Below are 23,013 nucleotides of genomic sequence, written 5' to 3'. Positions count from 1 at the left end.
GTGGAGCCACCACGTCGGAAGGAGGAGAACGTGGGCATTACGTACGTCGAGTTCGAAGACGAAGCCGGAGTCCTGCGTCGATACCGCAAGCACGTGAACGGTCGCGGCCTCGTGGCGACCACTGCGAAGGTCGACAAGACGGCATTCGTCGACCCGACGGCCTACGTCGACCCCGGCGCCGAAGTGCAGCGCGGGGCCCAGATCGGCCCCGGCGCATGGGTCGACCGTGACGCCATCGTCGCCGAGCGCGCGGTGGTCGGAGTGAACGTGCACGTCGGCCCTCGGGCCGTCGTCGGCCGCAACGCCGTCCTCGGCGCATACGCCTCGATCGGTGCCGGCGCGCGCGTGCAGAACGGGGCACGAGTGCCCCGCGAGATCGTCGTCGCCGACGGCGACGAGTACCACGCGTCGAGCGAGGACCTGCGCCGGCTCGGGCTCGCGGCCTGACCGAGACGCGATTCACCGGATGCCCCTGGCGGAACCGCTCGGGGCATCGTCATGTCTGCGTGCGACGTCGGAGCCCCGGCGGCTCCTCGCCCGCGGCATCCAGTTCGCCCGCCAGCAGCTCGAGCGTCTGCTCCCGGCCGGGCGCGGCATCCGTCGGCTCCGATTCGTAGGAACCGGCGATGGGCGACACCATCACCTCGTCGACGCCGTGTCGAGCAGCCAGGGTGGCGAGCTCGGCCGCGGCGGTCGCGGCATCGGCGACGATCCATCGCCGCTCCATCGCCGCGATGAGCTCGGCGCTCATCGAGTCGATGGTTGCCGCCTCGGCCTCTTCGACCGTCTCGAGCGGGCGCATCGGCTGATTGGTGCGCAGTCGAGCCATCGAGCGCAGCTGAGCGGATGCCGCAGCTGCACCTGTATGGCGCCGACGTCACCGAGTGGGAGTCCGGCGGCTACGACCTCGTGCAGAGCGTGCTCGGCGTCCACTCCTTCTCGGAGGTCGACGCGGACACCGCGCGGCTCATCGAGCGGGCCCGCCCGGGTGGCCGCGTTGCCGTCACCGTGTGGGCGCGCGGCGCCCTGGACCCGTTACCCGAGCTTCTCGCGGACGCGCTGCACGACGATGCGGCATCCGACGCCGACGCGGCATCCGACACCGAGGCCGCATCCGACGCCGACGCAGCAACCGACACCGAGGCACGGGTCGCCGACACCCCCGGGACGCTCGCCAAGTGGCTCACCGAGCTCGGCCTGGTCGACGTGCGCGCCGAGACCGTGCAGCGTCACCTCGACGTGACCCCCGAGCTCGCGTGGCAGCTCGTGCTCGGCACGCATCTGCGCCGGCTCGTCGAGCAGCTCGACGACGAAGCGCTCGCCGCGGTTCGCGAGCGCTGTCTCGCGGAGGTCGCCCGGCGATCGGTGAGCTCGGTCGACGTGACGACCCTCATCGCGGTGGGCAGGCGCCCCGCCTGAGCAACCCGCGGCGGCGGCGCGCGATTCGGTGTATCGGTTGCATCACGACGCCTTGCGGATGCCTCCTGACGCAACGTATCTTCGAAGGCACCGAAATAGTGACCGAATGGTCGGTCATGAAGTCACACCCCCTCAGCGTCGAGAACCCGAGAGGGCTCAAAGGAGAGTTCACAACATGCACCGTGCGCATCGCCGACTGCTCATTCCCGCCGCGGTCGCGGCGTCCATCGCCCTCGCCTTCACCGGTTGCACCGCCTCGAACTTCGGCGGCGACAATGGTGGCGGCGGCGACGCCACCGAAGAGGGCCCGATCAAGATCGGCGCCGTGCTCGACATCACGGGCGTCGGCGCCAACCTCGGCGTGCCCGAGCAGAACACGCTGAACATGCTCGCCGAGCAGCTCAACGAGGAGGGCGGCATCAACGGCCGTGAGGTCGAGCTGATCATCGAGGACAACCAGTCCACCGAAGACGGCGCCGCCCGCGCCACCACGCAGCTCATCGAGAACGACGAGGTCGACCTCATCATCGGCGCCTCGCGCACCGGCCCCAGCCTGGCCATGCGGCCCCTCGTCGAGGCCGCGCAGGTTCCCACGATCTCCGTCGCCGCGAATGCGGCGATCGTCGACGGGTCGGAGTGGGTGTTCAAGACGGCGCAGAACGACGTCGTCGTGATCGAGCGCATCCTCGACCACGCCGAGGAACAGGGCTACACCAAGGTGGCGCTCGCTCGCGACGCCACCGGGTTCGGCGAGGGCATCGCCGAACTGATCACCGAACTGGGGGCCGAGCGCGGCATCACCCTCACCGCGACCGAGGCGTTCGAGCCCAGCGCGACGGACTTCACCGCGCAGATGACCAACCTCCGCGCGGCCGACGCCGACTTCGTCATCATCTGGGGCATCACGCCGTCGGCCGGCCTGGCCCAGGCGGCCTACGTACAGATCGGCGTCGGCAAGCCCGTGTACCAGTCGCACGGCGTGGCCAACGACGCGTTCTTCGAGGCGGCCGGTGATGCCGCCGAGGGCGTCATCGCCCCGATGGGCCGCCTGCTCGTCGCCGACCAGCTGGGCGACGACGACCCGCAGAAGGAGGTCATCGACCGGTTCATCGCCGACTACACCGAGGCCTACGACACCCCGCCGTCGAGCTTCGCGGGTCACGCCTACGACGCATGGAAGATCGGCGTCGCGGCGATCGAAGAGGCCGGCACCGACCCCGAGGCGCTCCGTGACGCGATCGAGGCGACGAGCGACTTCGTCGGCATCTCGGGCGTCTTCACGATGACCCCCGAGAACCACTCGGGCCTCACCGCCGACGCGCTCATCATGGCGATCGCCGAGGGCGGCCGCTGGAACCTCCTCGAAGAGTGAGCGGCATCCGTTGACCGACTTCCTCCAGCTGACGGCGGCAGGGTTGTCGCAGGGCTCCGTGTACGCCCTGCTCGCCGTCGGCCTCATCGCCACCTACACGGTGCGGCACGTCGTGAACATCGCCCAGGGCGACTACGCGACGCTGGCCGGCCTCGGGAGCATCTCGCTCGTGAGCGCCGGCCTGCCGCTGCCCGTCGCCATCCTCATCGCGCTCGTCACCGTCACGCTCGCGTCGGTGATCATCGAACGGCTCGTGATCTCGCGCGTGAAGAACCTCACGACGCTCGTGTCGATCATCCTGACGCTCGGGGTGTCGACCCTGCTGCAGGCGATCATGCTCCTGACGTGGGGCGCCGAGGCTCGGCGCCTGCCCGCCTTCCCCGGCTCCGACCTGAACCTGGGCGGGGTGAGCATCCGCTCGCAGGAGCTCTGGATGCTCGGGGCGCTGGTGGTGGTCGGGGGCGGCGTGCTGCTCTTCTACGAGAAGACGCGCTGGGGCAAGGCGCTCCGCGCCTCCGCGGAGCAGCCGGTCGCGGCCCGCATCGTCGGCATCTCGCCGGCCGCGGCATCCATCATCGCCTTCGCCATCGCCGGCTTCGTCGGCGCCGCGGCCGGCGTGGTCTCGTCGCCGATCTACCTGTCGATCTGGTCGGGGGGACTCCTGCTCGGGCTCAAGGGGTTCGTGGCGGCGGTGCTCGGCGGGCTGTACTCGTTCCGCGCCGCGATCGTCGGCGCGCTGCTGCTCGGCGTGCTCGAGTCGTACGTCGCGGGCTACGTGGCATCCGGCTGGAAGGATGCGGTCGCGTTCTTCATCCTCATCATCGTGCTCATCATCCGGCCGGCGGGCCTCGTGCTGCGCCCGAATGCGGTAAGGGTCTGACGTGACGCTGCTCGACACCACCGAAGGCGCCATCCGGTCGAAGACCGGCTTCTGGCCGAACAACCGCGCCACCATCATCGGCGTCGCGGTGCTCATCGTGATCATCCTGATCGTGCCGTTCACCGCGAGCTCGTCGATGATGAACATCGCCGTCTTCTCCATGATCTTCGCGTTGCCGGCGATCGGCCTGTCGCTGCTCATGGGACTCGCCGGACAGGTCTCGCTCGGCCAGGCGGCGTTCTTCGCGATCGGCGCCTACACGCACGCGATCCTGCTGCAGAAGTTCGAGATGCCCGGCGTGGTCGCGGCGATCGGCGGGGGCGTCGCGGCCATGCTCGCGGCGCTGCTCGTCGGCCTGCCGATGCTCCGCCCGCGCGGGCACTACCTCGCGCTCGCCACCCTCGGCCTCGGGTTCATCGTCATGATCGCCGTGCGCGAATGGGAGTTCACGGGCCGCACCACGGGCATCTACGGGTTCGGGCGACCCGAGGTCTTCGGCATCCCCATCGACAACAACGGGCTGTTCTTCTGGTTCGTCGCGCCGTTCGTGATCATCGGCCTCGTGCTCGCGCTGAACCTCACCCGGTCGCGAGCCGGCCGTGCGCTCTCGGCGGTCAACGACTCCGAGCTCGCGGCCGAGTCGGTGGGCGTGAACACCTACTCCCTGCGCGTGAAGGTGTTCACCCTGTCGGCCGGGTTCGCGGGGCTCGGCGGCGTGTTCTACGCGTACCAGGTGCAGATCGTGTCGCCGCAGGTCGCGGAGTTCCACGTCTCGGTCGAGCTGCTCCTGATGGTCGTGATCGGCGGGCTCGGGTCGGTATGGGGCGCCATCGCCGGCGCGTTCATCGTCGAGCTCCTGTCCGAGGGCCTGCGCGACCTCATCCCCGCGATCATCCCCGGCGCCACCGGCGAGGTGCAGCTCATCGGCTACGGCATCGTGCTGATCCTCGTGATCCTGTTGCTGCCCGGGGGCCTGGTGCAGGTCGTGCGCACGGTCTGGGCCGCGATTCGTGGCAGGGCCGGTCGGCGAGCGGATGCCGCGGCAGCACGCGCGGCCGCTGCGGCCGACGCGACGGGCGACGTGCCGACCCGCGCGTTCGGCGGATTGAGGGCCCGAGCAGGCGACGCCGACGCCGACGCCGACGCCGACGCGGTGATCGAAGCGGATGCCGCGACGAACGCCGCCCGAACCGCCGACCTCGACGACGTCGCGCTGCCGACCGTGTCGACCCCGGTGCCCGTCGGCGAGCCGATCCTCGAGGTGCGCGGACTCACGAAGCGCTACGGCGGCGTCGTCGCCGTCGACGACGTGACCTTCACGGTGCCCGCCGGCCGGATCATGGGCCTCATCGGGCCGAACGGCGCGGGCAAGACCACGTGCTTCAACATGATCACGGGCGCCATCTCGCCGACCTCCGGAACGGTGTCGTTCCTCGGCGAGGAGATCCAGGGGCGCAAGCCGCACGTCGGTGCGGTGCGCGGCCTCACCCGCACCTTCCAGAACCTGCAGGTGTTCTCGTCGACCGATGTCGAGGGCAACGTCTACATGGGTCGCTACCGCAAGGGCCGCGCGGGCATCCTCCGCGGAATGCTCGGCCTGCAGGGCCGGGAGCAGTACGCCCACGAGCGGGTCGCCCACGACATCCTCGCGGCCATGCGCCTCGGCGACGTCGCGAGCCTTCCCGCTGGTGACCTCCCCTTCGGCCGGCAGCGCATGATGGAGGTCTGCCGGGCGCTCGCCCTCGAGCCGGCGCTGCTGCTCCTCGACGAGCCCATGGCGGGGCTCTCCGGCCATGAGCGGGAGATGCTCGCCGCCCTGCTCCGCCGGCTTCGCGACGCGGGCCTCACGATCGTGCTCGTCGAGCACGACGTGGCCCAGGTGATGGCGCTCGCCGACACCGTCGCGGTGCTCGACGAGGGCGTGCTCATCGCGCACGGCGACCCCGAGTCGGTTCGGAACGACCCCGCGGTCATCGTCGCGTACCTCGGCACCGACGCCGAGGAAGCGAAGGCCGAACTCGAGGAACTGGAGGAGCACGCATGACGCTCAAGGTCGAGTCGCTCGGCGCCGGCTACGGCAAGCTGGCGATCCTCCACGAGGTCAGCCTCGAGGTCGCTGCCGGCGAGATCGTGACGGTCGTCGGCTCGAACGGGGCCGGCAAGACCACGCTGCTGCGGGCGGTGAACGGCATCCTCAAGCCGACCGCCGGCCGCGTGACCCTCGAGGGCACCGACATCACCGGCCGCCCCACCGAGAAGATGGCGTCGCTCGGGCTCACCCACGTTCCCGAGAACCGGCTGTGCTTCCCGACGCTCTCGGTCCGCGACAACCTCGATCTCGGGGCATGGACGCGGCGCGGCAAGGGCGACCTCGACGCCGTGCTCGAGCTGTTCCCCCGCCTCGAGCCGCGGCTGGGCCAGGCGGCCGGAACGCTCTCGGGCGGCGAGCAGCAGATGGTGGCCATCGGTCGAGGCCTCATGGCCGACCCGAAGGCGATCCTGCTCGATGAGCCCTCGATCGGGCTCGCACCGAAGGTCGTCGCCGAGATCATGCGGGTGCTGACGCAGCTTCGCGACCGCGGGCTCGCGGTGCTGCTCGTCGAGCAGAACGTCCGTGCGTCGTTCGGCATCGCCGACCGCGCCGTGGTGATGCAGCGCGGGCGCGTGGTGCTCGAGGGCACACCGGCGGAGCTCGTCGAACTCCCCGAGGTGCGCAACGCCTACCTCGGCGGGGCTGCCGCCTAGCGACTCGGGCTCGATCCGCGTCGGCATCACCGGCGCCCGTCGGCCGACGGCGTTTCGCACTCGGGGGCGCCCGGTAAACTGTTCGGACGGATGACGCGCGAACCCGGGGAGGCTGGATGATCGCCTGCCTCGTCGCCTTCGCGGTGGTCTCGCTCCTCACTCCGTTCGCGACGAGGCTCCTCGGTCGTCGTGTCTTCGCGGTGATCGCCCTGGTGCCCGCCGTCGTCTTCGTCGTGCTCCTCACGTGGCTTCCCGACGTGCTCGCCGACCGGCCGATCGTCGAGTCCGTGCCGTGGATCCCGCAGCTCGACATGGCCATCTCGTTCCGTGTCGATGCGCTCGCGCTGCTCCTCGCGCTCATCGTGACCGGCATCGGCGCCCTCGTGCTGCTGTACTGCATGCACTACTTCGACGACGACGAGCCCGCGCTCGGCCGATTCGCCGCCCTCCTCCTCGCCTTCGCCGGCGTCATGCTGGGGCTGGTCACCGCAGACGACGTGTTCCTGCTGTTCGTCTTCTGGGAGGCGACGAGCGTGCTCTCGTACCTCCTCATCGGGCACTACACGGGTAGGAAGGAGAGCCGCGGTGCCGCCCTGCAGGCGCTCACCGTCACCACGTTCGGCGGCCTCACCATGCTCGTCGGCCTCATCGTGCTCGTCGCCGCCGGCGGCACGTCGTCGCTCGCCGAGCTCATCGCCGACCCCGTCACCGGGGCGGCGGGCGAGTGGGGCATCGCCCTCGTGCTCGTCGGCGCGATCTCGAAAAGCGCCCTCGTACCGTTCCACTTCTGGCTCCCGGCGGCGATGGCGGCGCCCACGCCGGTGTCGGCATACCTGCACGCCGCCGCCATGGTGAAGGCGGGCGTGTACCTCGTCGCGCGACTCGCGCCGGGCTACGCAGACCTGGCGGTGTGGCATCCGATCATCGTCATCCTGGGCGTGCTCACCATGATCGTGGGCGGATGGCGGGCCCTGCGGCAGTACGACCTGAAGCTCCTGCTCGCCTACGGCACGGTCAGCCAGCTCGGCTTCCTCGTGCTCGTCACCGGGTTCGGCACGCGCGACGCCGCCCTCGCGGGGGTCGCGCTCCTCCTCGCGCACGCGCTGTTCAAGGCCGCGCTGTTCCTCATCGTCGGCATCGTCGACCATGCGGCAGGCACTCGCGACTGGCGCAAGCTCTCGGGGCTCGGTCGGCGCATGCCGGTGATCGCGACCTTCGCCATCCTCGCGGCCGCCTCGATGGCGGGTCTGCCGCCGCTGCTCGGGTTCGTCGCGAAGGAGGCCGTGTTCGCCGCCGAGCTCGATGCCATCGCAACCGGCGACGGATGGGCGGTCGCCGCGCTCATCGGCGCGTTCGCGGGTTCGGTGCTCACCGTCGCCTACTCGGTGCGGTTCGTGTGGGGCGCGTTCTTCACGAGGTCCGACGTCCCACCGACCCCCCTGACCACGGTGCCGCGCGCGATCGGCACGGCGCCCGGCGTCCTCGCCGTGGCGAGTCTCGTCGCCGGGTTCGCGCTGACGAGCATCGAACCGCTGCTCGCGGCGTACGCCGACGAACTGCCGGGGCCGAGCGACTACCACCTCGCGCTGTGGCACGGGCTCGAGCCGGCGCTGGCCCTCTCGGTCGCGGTCTTCGGCCTCGGCGCGCTGCTCGTCTGGGGCCGCCAACGCGTCGCGAAGATGCAGGCCTCGGTCTCACCGATGTTCGACTCCGCGCGCGGCTACCTCAGCACGGTCTCGCTCGTCGACCGGGTGGCCGCCGCGGTGACGACGGCGATCCAGCACCAGGGCCTTCCCGGCTACCTCGCGATCATCGCCGCGGTGTTCATCGGCGGGCTCGGCACGGCGACCGCGATGAACACCACCTGGCCGGCGGAGTTCCGCCTCTGGGACTATCCGGCGCAGCCGTTCATCGCCGTGGTCATGGGCGTCGCCGCCGTCGCGGCCGCGACCGTGCGGCAGCGGGTCACGGCCGTGCTGCTGGTCAGTGTCACGGGCTACGGCCTCGTGCTGCTGTTCGGTATGTCGGGCGCCCCCGACCTCGCGCTCACGCAGGCGCTCATCGAGACCATCGTGCTGGTGGTCTTCGTGCTCGTCATGCGTCGACTGCCGAAGCAGATCGCGCAGCGGAACCCGCCGGTGCACAAGCTCGCCCGCGCCATCATCGGATCGCTCGCCGGCCTCGTGATGGGCGTCATCGGACTCGTCGCCCTCGGGGCGCGCATCCAGCCGACGATCGCCGAGGGACTGCCCGCGCTCGCGATCGAGGCGCACGGCAAGAACATCGTCAACGTGCTCCTCGTCGACATCCGAGCCTGGGACACGCTCGGCGAGATCTCGGTGCTCGTGGCCGTCGCCACCGGCGTCGCCAGCCTGATCTTCGTGTCAGGGCGCACGGGCGGCGCGCCTCGGCTCGAAGACCTCGATCCCCAGCTCAGCGTCGACCGCAGCCAGCGCCTGCGTCCCGTGCCCGAGCCGGCCTGGAGCATCCGTGCCCCGCGCACCAGCCTCGCGAACACCGATGGCGAAGAGGATGCCGCGGCCGAGGCTGCTTCGACCCGGCAGACGTGGATCCTCGCCGGCCGCACCCTCTCGCCGCGCAACCGCTCGATCCTCATCGAGGTGCTCGTGCGCCTGCTCTTCCACCCGGCCATCGTCGTGTCGGTGTTCCTGCTCTTCGTCGGACACAACGCACCGGGCGGCGGCTTCGCCGGCGGCCTGCTCGCGGGTCTCGCGCTCGTCGCCCGATACCTCGCGGGCGGACGGTACGAGCTCGGAGAGGCGGCGCCCGTCGACGCCGGCAGGCTGCTGGGCACCGGTCTGCTGCTCGCCGCCGGTACCGCGGCGGGATCGCTCTTCTTCGGGGGCCTCCCGCTCGAATCGGCCTGGTTCGAGCAGGAGGTGCCGGTCCTCGGCACGATCTCGATCGGCACGTCGACGCTGTTCGACATCGGTGTCTACCTGATCGTGGTCGGACTGGTGCTCGACATCCTCCGTGCGCTCGGCGGAGAGGTCGACCGGCAGGAGGAGCTGGCGGGCGAGAGCGACTCCCAGGAGGGCGGCGACCTCGACCGGGCCGCCGAGGTGATCGAACAGGGTGAGGGACCCGAGATCGTCGAACGACCCGAGCACCTGGAGTCCGAGCTCGTGACCCCCCTCACCGGTGACGATCGACCCGAGGAGGCCAGCAGATGACCGGTTCCCTCACGCTCGTCGGGCTCATGGCCGTGCTCTTCGGCGCCGGCATCTCGATCATGCTCGAGCGCAGCCTGACCCGCGTGCTCATCGGATTCCTGCTGGTGGGCAACTCCGTGAACATCCTCATCTACCTCATGAGCGGGAGCCCCGGCCTCGCCCCCATCCTCAACGAGGGCGTCGACGCCGCCGAGATCTCCGACCCCCTGCCGCAGGCGTTCATCCTCACGGCGATCGTCATCAACCTCGGCATCACGGCGTTCATGCTGGCGCTGATCTACCGCTCGTGGTGGCTGGCCCAGCTCGGCGTGAAGGGCGACGAGGTCGACGACGTGACCGACGACATCGAGGACGCCGAGGAGGCGGCCGACCTCATCCGCAGCTCCGCGGCCGACGACGCCGCGATCCAGGAGATCATCGACGCCAGCGATGAGGGACCCGAGGATCTCGACGAGGAGCTCGAGCTCGAGGCCGCCGCCCGCGATCACGTCGAAGGAGGGGGCGACCGATGACGGCCGTGCTCGTGCCCCTCGTGGTGCTGCTCCCGCTCCTCGGAGCGGCCGCGGCGCTCATCCTCGGCCGGCGCCGGCGCGCCCAGATGGCCGTCAGCGCCTCGGTCCTCTCGGCCGTGGCCGTGATCGCGATCGTGCTCCTCGCCGCGGTCGACGGAGGCGAGCCCATGGCCGTCACCGTCGGCGGATGGGAGGCGCCCTTCGGCATCCTCCTCGTCGTCGACCGGCTCTCGGCGATCATGCTGATCATCTCGGCGATCGTCCTGCTCGGCGTGCTCATCTACGCCGTCGGACAGGGCGTGGCCGACCGCCACCGCGAGACGCCGGTGTCGATCTTCTACCCGAGCTACCTGATCCTGTCGGCGGGCGTGTTCAACGCCTTCATCGCGGGCGACCTCTTCAACCTGTACGTCGGGTTCGAGATCCTCCTCTCCGCAAGCTATGTGCTGCTGACGTTGGGCGGCACCGGCGAGCGCATCCGCGCCGGCGTCACGTACATCATCGTGAGCCTCGTCTCCTCGCTGTTCTTCCTCAGTGCGATCGCGCTCATCTACGGCGCCACGGGCACCGCGAACATCGCCCACCTGTCGGTGCGCATCGCGGAGCTCCCGTCGAACGTGCAGCTCATCCTGCACCTGCTGCTGCTCATCGCGTTCGGCATCAAGGCCGCGGTGTTCCCGCTGTCGTTCTGGCTGCCCGACTCGTACCCGACCGCGCCCGCACCGGTCACCGCGGTGTTCGCCGGCTTGCTCACGAAGGTCGGCGTCTACGCCATCATCCGCACCGAGACGGTGATCTTCGCCGAGCACGACCTCACCGTGCTGCTCATGATCATCGGCGGCCTGACCTTGCTCATCGGCATCCTCGGCGCGCTCACCCAGGCCGACATCAAGCGACTGCTCTCGTTCACCCTGGTGAGCCACATCGGATACATGATCTTCGGCATCGCCGTCGGCACCGAGCTCGGGTACGCGGCGACCATCTACTACGTCGTGCACCACATCACCGTGCAGACCACCCTGTTCCTCACGACCGGACTCATCGAGCGCTTCGGCGGCGCCACCTCGATCAACCGGCTCGCCGGGCTGCTGAAGGCGTCGCCGCTGCTGGCCATCCTCTTCTTCATCCCCGCGCTGAACCTCGGCGGCATCCCGCCGTTCTCGGGCTTCCTCGGCAAGGTGGGGCTGTTCCTCGCCGGAGCCGACGACGCGGGGGCGGATGCCGCAGGGCCGGCGTGGCTCATCTGGACCGTGATCGCCGCCGGCACGATCACCTCGCTCATCACCCTGTACGCCCTGACCCGCTTCTGGAACATGGTGTTCTGGCGCCGCCGCGAGGAACTCGAGGGCTACGAATCGGTGCTGCTCGAATCGGTGCAGGAGGCGCCCGAGGGCGCCACCGTCACGGCGACGCGCACGACACCGGTGCTGATGGTCGCGGCCACGACGGCGCTCGTCGTGCTCACGATCCTGCTCACCGTGTTCGCCGGACCGCTGTTCGACCTCACCAGCCGGGCGGCCGCCAACCTCGTCGACCCCGACGTGTACGTGTCGCTCGTCTTCCCCCGAGGCATCCGATGACCCGCGCCGAGCTCGAGACGTCGCGCTGGCGGCTGGTCTGGCGCCAGGCGCCGCTGCTCGTCGCGCTCGTCGTGCTCTGGATCTTCCTCTGGGACCACATCGACGTGCTCACGATCACCACGGGCGTGGTGCTCGCGATCGCGATCACCCGCGTGCTCTACCTGCCGCCCATCCTGCTCAGCGGGCGCTTCAACCCGTGGCGCGGCCTGCTCTTCGGCCTGCGCATGATGCTCGACGTGACGATCGCGTCGCTGCAGGTCGGGTTCTTCGCCGTGAATCCACGCTGGCAGCCGATGAACTCGATCATCGCGATCCAGCTGCTCACCCGATCCGATCTCGTCCCCACCCTCACCGCCGAGGCCACCTCGGTCGTCCCCGGCACGGTGGTCGTCGACATCGACCGGGAACGGGGCCTGCTCTACCTCCACCTGCTCGGCACGCGCACGCAAGCCGACATCGAGCGCATGCGGAACCAGGTGCTCGGCATGGAGGAGGGCATCGTGCTGGCCATCGGCACACGCGAGCAGGCGGCATCCGTTCGCGCGGCCCGTCGAGAACGCCGGGCAGCCAAGGGGCGGGCGAGGAGCTCCGCCTCGGCCGCATCCGAGTCCGATCGATCACCGAAGGGAGGCGCCTCATGACGTTCCTCAACATCGCTGCCGTCGGCGCCGGCCTCATGTTCGCCGTCGGCGCCATCGCCGCCGTCTACCACATCATCCGCGGGCCATCGATCCTCGACCGCGCCCTCGCGACGGATGTGCTGCTGGCGATCGCGATCTGCGCCCTCGGTGCCGAGATGGCCCTCAACAAGCACACCGACACGCTCGTCATCATGCTCGTCCTTTCGATGTTCGCGGTGGTCGGCTCGATCTCGATCGCCCGGTTCATGGCCAAGCAGGATGCATCGTGAACGTCACCGAGATCGCCGTCGGCGTGCTCATCCTCGTGAGCGCGTTCCTGTCCATGGCTGCGGGGATCGGCATCGTGCGATTCCCCGATGTGCTCACCCGGCTGCATGCCGCGACGAAGCCCCAGGTGCTCGGGCTGGGCACCGCGCTCCTCGCGATCGTGCTGAGCGTGCCCACATGGGGCGTCGTGACGACGGCCGTGCTCGTCATGACGTTCCAGCTGCTCACCCAGCCCATGACGGCGCACATGCTGGGGCGCGGTGCGTATCGGAGCGATCACGTGCGACGTGACCTCCTCATCGAGGACGATCTGGGTCGCGACATCGCCGAGCACGACCAGGAGGAATCCACGCGCTGACGCCCGAGGAGGCGGGCCCCCACCGTGGGCCCGCCTCCTCGTGTCGATCACTCGCTGCCGGGATCGTACTGCCACTCGTCAGTCGGCAGCTCGACCCATGGCAGCTCCTGCTGGTCGTACGGCTCGATCTTCCAGGTGTCCACCGGCTCGGGCGGCGCGGGCGGTGCGGCTCGTCGCTGCGGTGCCAGCGGCTCGGGCTCGGTTCCGGTCGTGGCCGGCTGGAACAGCGCCCCGACCTGGTTCATCACCGTATTGGGGATCGCGCCCGAGGAACCCGCCAAGAGCACCAGACTCGGATCGGCGCGCCTGAGCTCCTCGGCGACCGCCGGCGAGAGCGTCGAACTCACGAGCAGCAGGGAACCCCCTGCCGCCGCGACGGCAGGGCCGGCCGCGAGTGCGTCGGGGAAGTTGAGCGCCGTGGCGAGTCCCACCGTGTGGGCGGAGGAGGGAGCGCCGAGGGCCCGGGCCACCGCCAACGCGGTCTCGTACCGGTCGGCACCGGCCAAGCGCACCGTCTGGGGTGCGAGCTGGTCAAGGGCGCTGAGGACGCCGTTCGAGACCACCCCGTCTCCGCCGACGACGACGATGCGGGCCGGCTTGAGCCGCTCGAGCTCCGCCCTGGTCGACGGCGGGAGCGCGGTGCCGGCGGTGAGCAGTACCGGGCCACCGAGCTGGGCTCCGGCCGCACCGGCGGCGAGAGCGTCGGGGAAGTTCGCCCCGGTCGCGACGTACGCCACCGGGACACCTGGCCCGAACGTGTTCGCCGAGAGCGCGGCAGCGGTCTCGTAGCGGTCGGCGCCCGACCGACGAACGGCGGTCACGCCCGCGGCAGCCGAAGCCTGCTGCATGACCGCATCCGACACCACCGACGAGCCACCGACGACCTCGAGCTTGGTCGGCGTGAGCCGCGCGAGCTCGTCGAGCACGGCCTGCGGGATCGACGCGCCCGGCACGAGCAGTACGGGACCATCACCCTGCGTGGCCGCTGCTGCGGCGAGCGCATCGGGGTAGTTCGCACCGGTCGCGAGGTACGCCACGGGCACATCGTCGGGGTCGGGGAACGCGTGCTGCGAGAGTCCCACAGCCGTCGAGTAGCGGTCGTCGCCACCCACCCGCTTCGTGGCGGCATTCTCAGCCAGGCCTTGGAACTTGGCGAAGAGGTTCGTCGTCATGCTCCGCACGCTCTGCTGAGCAGCCGGGCCGTCGCCGTACAACCCGCGCGGGTAGCGCAGGGTGCCGGCGCTGAACACGTACGCCTGGGACGGCGCCTGGTAGAGGGTCGCCTCCTGGGGCCCGACCCACCTGTACGGTTCTAGCCGCTCCGTATAGTACGAGCTCGCGAGCACCGCCGTCGAGGTGCCCGCGAGTCGCGCCGGCTCGGGGTAGTACGGCAGGCGCCGGTCGACCTCGATGCCGACGAGCATCGGGATTTCGGAACCGTTGCCGAGACCGGTGCCCCGGTAGAACCAGTGGTCGGCCTGCGAGACGGTCCACGGCCAGTCACCAAGGGTCATCCCGATGCCCTCGTCCCACATCTGCCCCATCAGCGTCTGCTCGGGCCGTGGGGTGTCGAGGTACCGGAACCGGACCGAGGCGTCGGCGCCCTGCACGGGGTCGATGGTCGGGTCGCGATAGACGACCATGACGCGATCGCCATCACCGCTGAAGGTGGACGGCTCCATGCGCGTCTGCCAGTAGACGTTGTTCGCACCGAAGTACGCGAGGTCGACGCCGGCATCGCGCGCCTTCTCGGCCGCGGTGAACATGGCGCCCGTCCAGTACTCGTCGTGCCCGACCGACACCATGCCGATCTGCCCCGTGAGCAGGTCGGGCCGGTTGTGCAGGTCGGTGTCGGTCGTGTACTTCATGTCGAAGCCGCGCGACTCGGCGTACCGGATCATCGGGGCGTCGTCGGTCATCACGAAGGCGGCGCCCGACATCGAGTACGGCCGGTCGAAACTCACCTTGACGGCCCGAGTGTCGCCGCCGATGGTGTTCGCTCCGTACGAGTTGTAGGGGTAGAGGCTCTTGCCAGTCCAGCCATTGTCGGGGAAGTTGTTGTACGCCTGCGAGGTGAGCGCCGACTGCAGGTGCACGATCGCGTTCTTCTTGGCGTCGTCCCGCACGACGAACGACGCGTAGTTCTGCCAGGTGCCCTTGGTCAGCGTGACGACGTAGATGCCGGTGGGCCAGGGCTCGCCGTCGGCGTACTTCGTCTCGATCGTGAAGCTGTCGTTCCATGGGCACTCGATGAGGCCCGTCGTCCCATCGAGGGTGCACGCGCGCCCAGGCTGCGATCCGGCCTGGAAGGTACCGCTGGCCATCGTGCGCCCCCCGAGGCCCTGGTACCAGCCGAGGCGATACACGCCGTAACTCGCCGTGCCCGTGGATGCGGCGAGCGCACGGATGCCGACCGTCTCGCCTCGGTTCACGCTCGCGTCCGACGCGTACCCCTTGATCTCCAGGTTGTTGTCGTTCGCCATGTTGTACCCGTTCCATGGGAGACGCCACGCGGTCGTGCCCCCCTTGCGGTTCTCGAGCACGATCTCGTTCGTCTCGGGCGGTACCGCGGCGGCCTGCACGGCGATCGGCGCCGCAGCGGCGGCATCCTGCGTGACCGACGATGCGAGCGCGGGATTCGAACCCAGGATCAGCGCGAAGGCGGTGGCGGATGCGACGAGGATCGCCGCAGGGCGTGTTCTCATGGTGACTCCGGGTTCGGGTACTTCGGCGTCCCCTCAGGGTGGGACCCGATCGAGACCGAGCCTATGAGGCCCCCTCAGGAACGGCAGCCCCCCGACCCGAAATGTCCCCCGAACTGGGAGTGAGCTGGGGTCAGCCCCGACCGGCGAAGACCGGCTTGCGCTTCTCCTGGAACGCGGCGAACCCCTCGCGGTAGTCGGCGGTGTCGCAGAGCGCCGCCTGGGCCCGGTTCTCCTCGGCCATCGAGTCCCACAGCCCGAGCCGCTGGTCGCGCAGGGCGGCCACCAGCGCCTTCGACGCCACGAACGCCTGGGTGGCTCCGGATGCCGCGGCGCGGGCCGCCGTGCGGGCGGCATCCGTCACCTCCTCGGCCGGGAACACCTGGGAGAACAGGCCCGACGCCACCGCCTCGGTGCCCGACATGAGCCGGCCCGTGACGATGAGGTCCATGGTCTTGTGCGCGCCGAGCCGCTCGACGAACAGCGCGTGGCCGCCCGAGTCGAGCGTTGCGCCCAGGTTCGCGAACGGTGAGCCGATCTTCGCGGTGTCGGCGACGTAGACGATGTCGCTCGCGATGAGCAGCCCGAGGCCGACGCCGAGGCAGGCGCCGTGCGCGACGGCGAACGTCGGCGCCGGGAACGAGGCCATGCGCTCGAGCAGCGGCTGCACGAGGCCGCCGAGGTAGCCGAGCACGTCGTCCTCCCGGGGGTCGACGCCCGAGATATCGCGACCGGCGCAGAACGCGCGGCCCTCGCCGCGCAGCACGAGTGCGCGGATGTCGCCGCGCTGCGACATCCGCTCGGCCTCGCGGTACGCGTCGGACAACTCGGCGATCGCGTCGGCGTCGAGTGCGTTCAGCTTCTCGGGCGCGTTCAGCACGATCTCGGCGACGCCGTCGGCACTGCTCAGCTCGATCATCTGGGTGTTCTCCTCTTTCGTTTGTGCCCAGTGTGCCCGTTTCGACACGATTCAGCGCTCTGCAGCGCCCTCGACCGGGTGAAACGGGCACAATCGGCGCCGAGCGGACATGACTACACGTCGTAGTCGACCACGACGCGGTCGGTCTTCGGGTGCGACTGGCACGTGAGCACGTAGCCGCGCTCGAGCTCGTCGGGTTCGAGCGCGTAGTTCTCGGTCATGTTCACGCTGCCCTCGACGACCCGCGCACGGCAGGTGCCGCACACCCCGCCCGCGCACGCGAACGGGACGTCGGGACGCACCCGGAGCGCGGCGTTGAGGATCGACTCGTTCGCCGAGACCGGGCTCTCGACCACCGACGACTGCCCGTCGAGGGTGAACTCGATCGCGACGGTCTGCTCTCCGCGCTTCACCTCGACGGGGCGACCGTGCCGCGGTTCGACGCGATCGGCATCGGTCGTGAACAGCTCGTACCGCACGTGATCACCCGGCACGCCCTTGGCGGCGAGGGTGTCGCGGGCGAGCTGCACGAGCTCGAAGGGTCCGCAGAGGAACCACTCGTCGACCGTCTCGGGGCGGATCAGCACGTCGAGCATCGTCTCGAGCTTCTCGGCGTCGATGCGACCCGAGAGGAGTGGCGCGGTGCGCTGCTCGCGGGAGAGCACGTGGTGCAGTGCGAGCCGCGACGGGTAGCGGTCCTTCAGCTCGGCGAGCTCCTCGAGGAACATGACGTCGAGCGTCGAGCGGTTCGTGTACACGAGCTCGAACTCCGCGGTCGCCGACCGGGAGAGCACCGTGTGCGCGAGCGCCATGAGCGGGGTGATGCCGCTGCCGGCCGCGATGCCGACGATGTGCTTGCCGTCGAGCGCGTCGAGCGTCGACGTGAACGTGCCCTGCGGGCTCATGACGTCGAGCGTGTCACCCGCCCTGAGCTCGGAGTTGGCCCACGTCGAGAAGATGCCGCCGAGATCGCGCTTGATCGCGACCGAGATGCTGCCTCGCTCGGGCGGACGGCAGATCGAGTAGCTGCGGCGGCGCTCGTGGCCCTCGAGCTCGGTGCGCAGCGCGACGTACTGGCCGGGCAGGTACGTGTACTCGTCGGCGAGTTCCTCGGGAACCGCGAACGTCACCTCGACCGCATCGGCCGTGAGCGGCCGCACCTCGGCGACCTCGAGCCGGTGGAACCGCGCGCGCCGCCGCCTCGGCGCGTCCTTCGTGGAGAGCGACTCGCCGCCGACCGTCGATGCCAGGAACGCCTGGGCGACCGCGGCATCCGTCGATGTACCAGAGCTCGCGTCGGCGGGCCGGTTCGTGATCGACCCCAGGTTGCGCGCCGCCATCACAGCACCTTGAAGTAGTCGAACGGCTCGAGGCAGTCGCGGCACTCGTAGAGTGCCTTGCACGACGTCGAGCCGAAGCGGGCCAGCTCGCGCGTGTTCAGCGAGTCGCAGCGGGGGCACTTCACGGCCAGCTGCACCCGCACCGGGCCCGAGCTTCGCGCGGGCGCGTGGCCCGACGGGGCCTGGATGCCGTACTCGCGCAGCTTCTGCTTGCCCTCGTCGCTCATCCAGTCGGTGGTCCACGCTGGGGCGAGCACGAGCGACACGTCGACGTCGGCGTAGCCGGCATGCGTGAGTGCGATCGTCACGTCGTCGCGCATGGCGTCGAGGGCGGGGCATCCGCTGTACGTGGGAGTCAGCTGCACATGCACGGCACCGTCGTCGTCGACCTCGACCGAGCGCAGCACGCCGAGATCCTCGATCGTCAGCACCGGGATCTCGGGGTCGGTCACGGTCGCCGCGACCTCCCACGCGCGGCGGGCCGCCGGGTCGGTGGGCACGGGCCGCGCGACGTGCTCGGGTGGTCGGGGAGCGGGCGGCTGCGTCTCGATGCGCGGCTGCGTCTGCGTCTCGACGTGCGTCTGCGTCTCGACGTGCGTCTGCGTCTCGATACGCGTCGCCTGCGGCGGCGCTACTCGACGACCGTCGGGCTGCGCTACTCGACGACCGTCGGGCGGCGCTACTCGACGACCGTCGGGCGCTGCTCGACCTACCGCGGTCACCATGACGCCCCCGGATGCTGCCGGGCGAGCACCTGCATCTCCGCGAGGAGCGGGCCGAGGTGCTCGGTGTGCCTGCCCTGGCGTCCGCCGCCGGACGCGATGAACGCCGTGCGACCGGTGGGCCGCTCGAGTTCCGCCTCGGCGAACACGGCATCGATGGCGGCCTCGAACGCCGGGCGCAACGTCGACGGAAGCACCGCGACCCCCTCGGCGGCGAGTCGCTCGACGAGCTCGTCGTCGACGAACAGCTCGTCGACGTACGGCCAGGTGTCGGTGATGGCGAGGATCATGCGGCGACGCGATTCGTCGGTGCCGCCCGCGAGCCGAAGCACCCACTGCACGGCGTGATCACGGTGGTAGTCGACCTCCTTCACCGACTTGGCGGCGATGGCCGCGAGGGTGGGGTCGGTCGACCGGGCGAGCGCGTCGTAGAGCTCGAACCAGTACACGGATGCCGCGAGCTGTCGTGCGATGGTGTGGGCGAAGTCGCCGTTCGGCTGCTCGAAGAGCCACGCGTTGCGCCACTCGGGCTCGTCGCGCCAATAGGCGAGGTCGTCTTCGGAGCGACCCGTGGCGGTGCCCGCGTAATGCAGGAGCGAACGCGCGTGTCCGATGAGGTCGAGCGCGATGTTGCCCAGCGCGACGTCCTCTTCGAGCTCGGGCGCTCGCGAGATCCACATGCCGAGCCACTGGGCGAGCACGAGAGCGTCGTCGCCGAGCCGCATGGCGTACTCCGCGGCATCCGACGTCGCCTGATGCCCGGCGCTCGTGATGCCGGCTCCGGCGAGCTCCTCGGCGAGCGCGACCCGGTCGACGGTGACGTCGCCGTGCTCGTCGGGTGATCGAGTGGCGACCGGCGCAGCCGGACGCGTATCGAGATCCGCGTCGGCGTCTCGATACGCGTCGCCGACGGCGGCGCGACTCGACGACCCATCGGCGGCGCGACGCGACGAACGGTCGTCGGTCACAGGTGCTTCACCCCCTCGGACTTCGTGTAGTACACCGCGTGGCGGTAGTTCTTGCCGGCCGGGCTCTCGAAGAACGCCCCCTTCGCGTCGGGGTCGCTCGTGGTGATGGCGTCGGCGGGCACCACCCAGATCGAGACGCCTTCACCCCGCCGGGTGTAGAGATCGCGGGCGTTCCGCACCGCCATGTCGGGGTCGGGCGCGTGCAGCGAGCCGACGTGCACGTGGCTGAGGCCGCGGTTGGCGCGCACGAAGACCTCCCACAGCGGCCACGCCTCGGTGCCGGTCTCTCCGGGGGTGCTCATCGGTTGCCTCCCTGCGTCTCGATCCGCGTCGCCTTCGGCGGCGCGACTCGACGACCGAACGTGCTCATCACGCCACCGCCCCGGATGCCGCGAGCTCGCGTTCGGCCTGCTTGCGGGCGTACTCGGCGGCGGCCTCGCGCACCCAGGCACCCTCCTCGTGCGCCTCGCGGCGGCGACGCATGCGCTCCGCGTTCGCGGGGCCCCGCCCGGAGAGCACCTCGTGGAACTCGTTCCAGTCGATCTCGCTCATGTCGTAGCGCTGCTCGGCCTCGTTCCACTTCAGGTTCGGGTCGGGCAGGGTCACGCCGAGCACCTCGGCCTGGGGAACGAGCATGCCGACGAAGCGCTGGCGCAGGTCGTCGTTCGAGAAGCGCTTGATGTTCCACGCCATCGACTGCGCCGAGTTCGGCGACTCGTCGTCGGGTGGGCCGAACATCATGAGCGCCGGCCAGTACCAGCGGTTCACGGCATCCTGCGCCATCTCGCGCTGCGCCTCGTTCCCCTGCATGAGTTCGAGCAGGATCTCGAAGCCCTGCCGCTGGTGGAACGACTCCTCCTTGCAGATGCGCACCATGGCCCGACCGTACGGCCCGTACGAGGCTCGGCACAGCGGAACCTGATTGCAGATGGCGGCGCCGTCGACGAGCCAGCCGATCGCACCCATGTCGGCCCAGGTGGGCGTCGGGTAGTTGAAGATCGACGAGTAGCGCGCCCTGCCGTCGATGAGCTGCTGCATCATCTCCTCGCGCGAGATGCCGAGCGTCTGGGCGGCCGAGTAGAGGTAGAGTCCGTGACCCGCCTCGTCTTGTACCTTCGCCATGAGGATCGCCTTGCGCTTCAGGCTCGGCGCACGCGTGATCCAGTTCGACTCGGGCTGCATGCCGATGATCTCGGAGTGGGCGTGCTGGCTGATCTGCCGGATCAGCGTCTTGCGATACGCGTCGGGCATCCAGTCGCGCGGCTCGATGCGCGAGTCCTTCGCGATGAGGTCGTCGAAGAGCGCCTGCGCTGCTTCGTTCTCGACCACGCCGAGGTCTGCGGGAGAGGTCATCGTCGACTCCTGGTTTCTCGCGGGAATGCGGACGCCGATGTGCAGCGGCATCCGACATTACTAACCGATCGTTCAGTTAGTATATAGTCATGTTGAGCGTCGCAGCAACGGCGCGCGGACTCGATGAGGAGCTTCAGATGACGGATGCCGCGACGGATGCCACGACGGATGCCGCGACCGACGAGGTCGCCGCCGACGTCGAGGCCCACCGCATCAACCGCGCCATGATGGACCGCGACCTGGCGTCGGCGGCGCTGGGCATGGTCGTCGAACGCGATGATCCAGGTCACGCGGTCGTCTCGATGCGGGTGCGCGACGACATGACGAACGGCTTCCACATCACGCATGGCGGCCTCGTCTTCACGCTCGCCGACACCGCGTTCGCAATCGCGTGCAACGAAGACGACAACGTCACCGTGGCGGCCGGCGCCGACATCACCTTCCTGAAGTCGACCGTGGCGGGTCAGACCCTGACGGCGACGGCCGTGCGCCGCGCGAGGTCGGGTCGCACCGGCCTCTACGATGTGACCGTCGTCGATGACCATGGCGACACGGTCGCCGAGTTCCGCGGCCGCTCGATCTCCACGAACCGACCCTTCACGGCGCCCATCGCCTAGCCGCGCACCCCCGCGCCGCCTCCAACCCCAGACCACCAGACCACGACCTCTCGGAGCACACCGTGTCGACGACGACCGCAGCCAGCACCGTCTCGGGCCTCCGCCCGCCCGCACGCGAGGAACTCGACCCCGAGGAGCGGATGTCCCGCGCCGAGCTCGAGGCGCTCCAGCTCGAACGCCTCCAGCACACCGTGCGCCACGCATACGAGAACGTTCCGCTGTACACGCGCAAGTTCGACGACGCGGGCGTGCACCCCAGCGACATCCGGAGCCTCGACGACGTCGCGAAGCTGCCGTTCACGACCAAGGAGGACCTGCGCCAGACCTACCCGTTCGGCATGTTCGCCGTGCCGATGCAGCGCGTCGCGCGAATCCACGCGTCGAGCGGCACGACGGGGCGGCCGACGGTCGTCGGGTACACGAAGGGCGACCTCGACCACTGGGCGACGCTCATCGCCCGGTCGCTGCGCGCCAGCGGCATCCGACCCGGCATGAAGGTGCACAACGCGTACGGGTACGGCCTCTTCACGGGCGGGCTCGGCGCCCACGGCGGCATCGAGAAGCTGGGCGCGACCGTCATCCCGATGTCGGGCGGGCAGACCGCGCGGCAAGTGCAACTGATCCGCGACTTCGAGCCCGACGCGATCCTGTGCACGCCGAGCTACCTGCTCACGATCGCCGACGCGATGGTGAGCGCCGGCATCCACCCCCACTCCACGAGCCTCAAGGTCGGCGTGCTCGGTGCCGAGCCGTGGACCAACGAGCTTCGCCGCGAACTCCAGCAGCGACTGGGCATCGACGCCCTCGACATCTACGGCCTGAGCGAGGTGATGGGCCCCGGCGTGGGCAACGAGTGCATCGAGACGAAGGACGGGCCGCACATCTGGGAGGACCACTTCCTCCCCGAGATCGTCGACGGCGACACCCTGCAGCGGGTTCCCGACGGCACGATGGGCGAGCTGGTGTTCACGTCGCTCACGAAGGAGGCGTTCCCCGTCATCCGCTACCGCACCCGCGACCTGACGCGGCTGCTGCCCGGCACCGCTCGGCCCTCGATGCGCCGCATCGAGAAGATCACCGGGCGCAACGACGACATGATCATCCTGCGCGGCGTCAACCTCTTCCCAACGCAGATCGAGGAGCTCGTGCTCGGCATCGAGCAGCTCACGCCGCACTTCATCCTCGAGCTGACCCGCAGGGGCACCATGGACGAGATGACCGTGCGCATCGAGCGCCACCCCGACCTGTCGGTCGAGACCTGCGAGGCCGCCACGGTGGTGCTCGCCGAGCGCATCAAGCAGTTCGTCGGGTCGACGGTCGCCGTGCAGCTCGTCGAGCCGGGCACACTCCCCCGCAGCGAGGGCAAGTACAAGCGGGTCTACGACCTGCGGAACGGTTGAGCGGATGCCGCGCGACCGGGTCTG

The 23,013-nt window shown here is 69.9% G+C and carries 22 protein-coding genes; 14 read left to right on the top strand and 8 right to left on the bottom strand.

Translation table 11 applies throughout. The features are described 5' to 3' along the window. The first annotated feature begins 30 nt into the window (after nt 1-30). Entirely contained in the window at nt 31-447 is a 417-nt protein-coding gene (locus HUS56_RS09790; protein WP_173923236.1) for a transferase, read from the top strand. Nucleotides 448-496: 49 nt separating this feature from the next. On the opposite strand, the gene HUS56_RS09785 is transcribed toward HUS56_RS09790, so the two are convergent. Then, a complete protein-coding gene (locus HUS56_RS09785; protein ID WP_217423987.1) occupies nt 497-802 on the bottom strand; it encodes a hypothetical protein in 306 nt (101 codons plus the stop codon). A gap of 44 nt (nt 803-846) precedes the next feature. Between HUS56_RS09785 and HUS56_RS09780 the strand changes: the two genes are divergently transcribed. The 11 genes from HUS56_RS09780 (at nt 847) to mnhG (ending at nt 12,968) form a co-directional block, all read left to right on the top strand. Then, nucleotides 847-1,419 carry a hypothetical protein gene (locus HUS56_RS09780; RefSeq protein ID WP_173923234.1) on the top strand — a complete coding sequence of 191 codons (573 nt, stop codon included), beginning with the start codon at nt 847-849 and terminating at the stop codon, nt 1,417-1,419. A gap of 175 nt (nt 1,420-1,594) precedes the next feature. Further along, nucleotides 1,595-2,791 (top strand): ABC transporter substrate-binding protein, encoded by a 1,197-nt coding sequence (locus HUS56_RS09775; RefSeq protein WP_173923233.1) that lies wholly within the window; start codon nt 1,595-1,597, stop codon nt 2,789-2,791. A gap of 10 nt (nt 2,792-2,801) precedes the next feature. Next, entirely contained in the window at nt 2,802-3,671 is an 870-nt protein-coding gene (locus HUS56_RS09770; RefSeq protein ID WP_173923232.1) for a branched-chain amino acid ABC transporter permease, read from the top strand. Nucleotide 3,672: 1 nt separating this feature from the next. Beyond that, nucleotides 3,673-5,715: an ATP-binding cassette domain-containing protein gene (locus HUS56_RS09765; protein WP_173923231.1), complete on the top strand. Its 2,043-nt coding sequence runs from the start codon at nt 3,673-3,675 to the stop codon at nt 5,713-5,715. After that, nucleotides 5,712-6,416, top strand: a complete 705-nt coding sequence (locus HUS56_RS09760; protein ID WP_173923230.1) for an ABC transporter ATP-binding protein — start codon at nt 5,712-5,714, stop codon at nt 6,414-6,416. Before HUS56_RS09765 ends, HUS56_RS09760 begins: the two co-directional genes overlap by 4 nt. 116 nt (nt 6,417-6,532) lie before the next feature. Beyond that, nucleotides 6,533-9,610, top strand: a complete 3,078-nt coding sequence (locus tag HUS56_RS09755; protein ID WP_173923229.1) for a Na+/H+ antiporter subunit A — start codon at nt 6,533-6,535, stop codon at nt 9,608-9,610. Further along, nucleotides 9,607-10,122 carry a sodium:proton antiporter gene (locus HUS56_RS09750; protein WP_173923228.1) on the top strand — a complete coding sequence of 172 codons (516 nt, stop codon included), beginning with the start codon at nt 9,607-9,609 and terminating at the stop codon, nt 10,120-10,122. The genes HUS56_RS09755 and HUS56_RS09750 overlap by 4 nt, the downstream gene beginning before the upstream one ends. Next, a complete protein-coding gene (locus tag HUS56_RS09745; RefSeq protein WP_173923227.1) occupies nt 10,119-11,702 on the top strand; it encodes a Na+/H+ antiporter subunit D in 1,584 nt (527 codons plus the stop codon). The genes HUS56_RS09750 and HUS56_RS09745 overlap by 4 nt, the downstream gene beginning before the upstream one ends. Beyond that, nucleotides 11,699-12,343 carry a Na+/H+ antiporter subunit E gene (locus tag HUS56_RS09740; RefSeq protein ID WP_173923226.1) on the top strand — a complete coding sequence of 215 codons (645 nt, stop codon included), beginning with the start codon at nt 11,699-11,701 and terminating at the stop codon, nt 12,341-12,343. The genes HUS56_RS09745 and HUS56_RS09740 overlap by 4 nt, the downstream gene beginning before the upstream one ends. Next, complete coding sequence (locus HUS56_RS09735; RefSeq protein ID WP_173923225.1) at nt 12,340-12,612, top strand: monovalent cation/H+ antiporter complex subunit F; 273 nt, start codon at nt 12,340-12,342, stop codon at nt 12,610-12,612. The genes HUS56_RS09740 and HUS56_RS09735 overlap by 4 nt, the downstream gene beginning before the upstream one ends. Continuing rightward, complete coding sequence (mnhG, locus tag HUS56_RS09730; RefSeq protein ID WP_217423986.1) at nt 12,609-12,968, top strand: monovalent cation/H(+) antiporter subunit G; 360 nt, start codon at nt 12,609-12,611, stop codon at nt 12,966-12,968. The genes HUS56_RS09735 and mnhG overlap by 4 nt, the downstream gene beginning before the upstream one ends. A 47-nt stretch (nt 12,969-13,015) precedes the next feature. On the opposite strand, the gene HUS56_RS09725 is transcribed toward mnhG, so the two are convergent. From HUS56_RS09725 to paaA, 7 genes are all read right to left on the bottom strand, one after another. Continuing rightward, nucleotides 13,016-15,673, bottom strand: a complete 2,658-nt coding sequence (locus HUS56_RS09725) for a cell wall-binding repeat-containing protein (RefSeq protein ID WP_173923224.1) — start codon at nt 15,671-15,673, stop codon at nt 13,016-13,018. 130 nt (nt 15,674-15,803) lie between these two features. Then, complete coding sequence (locus HUS56_RS09720) at nt 15,804-16,589, bottom strand: enoyl-CoA hydratase/isomerase family protein (RefSeq protein ID WP_173923223.1); 786 nt, start codon at nt 16,587-16,589, stop codon at nt 15,804-15,806. Nucleotides 16,590-16,702: 113 nt separating this feature from the next. Then, nucleotides 16,703-17,929, bottom strand: coding sequence for a 1,2-phenylacetyl-CoA epoxidase subunit PaaE (gene paaE, locus HUS56_RS09715; protein WP_173923222.1), 1,227 nt, complete (start codon nt 17,927-17,929; stop codon nt 16,703-16,705). Beyond that, nucleotides 17,929-18,429, bottom strand: coding sequence for a 1,2-phenylacetyl-CoA epoxidase subunit PaaD (gene paaD / locus HUS56_RS09710; protein WP_254431428.1), 501 nt, complete (start codon nt 18,427-18,429; stop codon nt 17,929-17,931). The genes paaE and paaD overlap by 1 nt, the downstream gene beginning before the upstream one ends. A gap of 218 nt (nt 18,430-18,647) precedes the next feature. Next, a complete protein-coding gene (gene paaC / locus HUS56_RS09705) occupies nt 18,648-19,619 on the bottom strand; it encodes a 1,2-phenylacetyl-CoA epoxidase subunit PaaC (RefSeq protein WP_173923220.1) in 972 nt (323 codons plus the stop codon). Beyond that, complete coding sequence (gene paaB, locus HUS56_RS09700) at nt 19,616-19,921, bottom strand: 1,2-phenylacetyl-CoA epoxidase subunit PaaB (protein WP_173923219.1); 306 nt, start codon at nt 19,919-19,921, stop codon at nt 19,616-19,618. The genes paaC and paaB overlap by 4 nt, the downstream gene beginning before the upstream one ends. Before the next feature lie 67 nt (nt 19,922-19,988). Next, the gene (gene paaA, locus HUS56_RS09695) at nt 19,989-20,972 is read right to left on the bottom strand and encodes a 1,2-phenylacetyl-CoA epoxidase subunit PaaA (RefSeq protein ID WP_173923744.1); all 984 of its coding nucleotides are present in this window, start codon (nt 20,970-20,972) and stop codon (nt 19,989-19,991) included. Nucleotides 20,973-21,061: 89 nt separating this feature from the next. Between paaA and paaI the strand changes: the two genes are divergently transcribed. After that, nucleotides 21,062-21,589, top strand: a complete 528-nt coding sequence (paaI, locus tag HUS56_RS09690; RefSeq protein WP_371808303.1) for a hydroxyphenylacetyl-CoA thioesterase PaaI — start codon at nt 21,062-21,064, stop codon at nt 21,587-21,589. Between the two features lie 62 nt (nt 21,590-21,651). Continuing rightward, a complete protein-coding gene (paaK, locus tag HUS56_RS09685; protein ID WP_217423985.1) occupies nt 21,652-22,989 on the top strand; it encodes a phenylacetate--CoA ligase PaaK in 1,338 nt (445 codons plus the stop codon). Nucleotides 22,990-23,013 lie beyond the last annotated feature (24 nt).

Origin of the sequence: Agromyces sp. Marseille-P2726 (assembly GCF_902809835.1) — a bacterium.
Lineage (GTDB): Bacteria > Actinomycetota > Actinomycetes > Actinomycetales > Microbacteriaceae > Agromyces.
The sequence above is the reverse complement of the archived record's forward strand: the minus strand, read 5'-3'. Positions and strand labels throughout refer to the sequence as shown.

Excerpts from the sequence above, each read along its gene's own strand:
- HUS56_RS09785 (WP_217423987.1), bottom strand. The coding sequence starts at position 802 with ATGCGCCCGCTCGAGACGGTCGAAGAGGCCGAGGCGGCAACCATCGAC.
- paaE (WP_173923222.1), bottom strand. The coding sequence starts at position 17,929 with ATGGCGGCGCGCAACCTGGGGTCGATCACGAACCGGCCCGCCGACGCG.
- HUS56_RS09745 (WP_173923227.1), top strand. The coding sequence starts at position 10,119 with ATGACGGCCGTGCTCGTGCCCCTCGTGGTGCTGCTCCCGCTCCTCGGA.
- HUS56_RS09775 (WP_173923233.1), top strand. The coding sequence starts at position 1,595 with ATGCACCGTGCGCATCGCCGACTGCTCATTCCCGCCGCGGTCGCGGCG.
- HUS56_RS09750 (WP_173923228.1), top strand. The coding sequence starts at position 9,607 with ATGACCGGTTCCCTCACGCTCGTCGGGCTCATGGCCGTGCTCTTCGGC.
- HUS56_RS09720 (WP_173923223.1), bottom strand. The coding sequence starts at position 16,589 with ATGATCGAGCTGAGCAGTGCCGACGGCGTCGCCGAGATCGTGCTGAAC.
- paaB (WP_173923219.1), bottom strand. The coding sequence starts at position 19,921 with ATGAGCACCCCCGGAGAGACCGGCACCGAGGCGTGGCCGCTGTGGGAG.
- HUS56_RS09725 (WP_173923224.1), bottom strand. The coding sequence starts at position 15,673 with ATGAGAACACGCCCTGCGGCGATCCTCGTCGCATCCGCCACCGCCTTC.
- paaI (WP_371808303.1), top strand. The coding sequence starts at position 21,062 with ATGTTGAGCGTCGCAGCAACGGCGCGCGGACTCGATGAGGAGCTTCAG.
- HUS56_RS09780 (WP_173923234.1), top strand. The coding sequence starts at position 847 with ATGCCGCAGCTGCACCTGTATGGCGCCGACGTCACCGAGTGGGAGTCC.
- paaA (WP_173923744.1), bottom strand. The coding sequence starts at position 20,972 with ATGACCTCTCCCGCAGACCTCGGCGTGGTCGAGAACGAAGCAGCGCAG.
- HUS56_RS09735 (WP_173923225.1), top strand. The coding sequence starts at position 12,340 with ATGACGTTCCTCAACATCGCTGCCGTCGGCGCCGGCCTCATGTTCGCC.
- HUS56_RS09760 (WP_173923230.1), top strand. The coding sequence starts at position 5,712 with ATGACGCTCAAGGTCGAGTCGCTCGGCGCCGGCTACGGCAAGCTGGCG.
- HUS56_RS09740 (WP_173923226.1), top strand. The coding sequence starts at position 11,699 with ATGACCCGCGCCGAGCTCGAGACGTCGCGCTGGCGGCTGGTCTGGCGC.
- HUS56_RS09755 (WP_173923229.1), top strand. The coding sequence starts at position 6,533 with ATGATCGCCTGCCTCGTCGCCTTCGCGGTGGTCTCGCTCCTCACTCCG.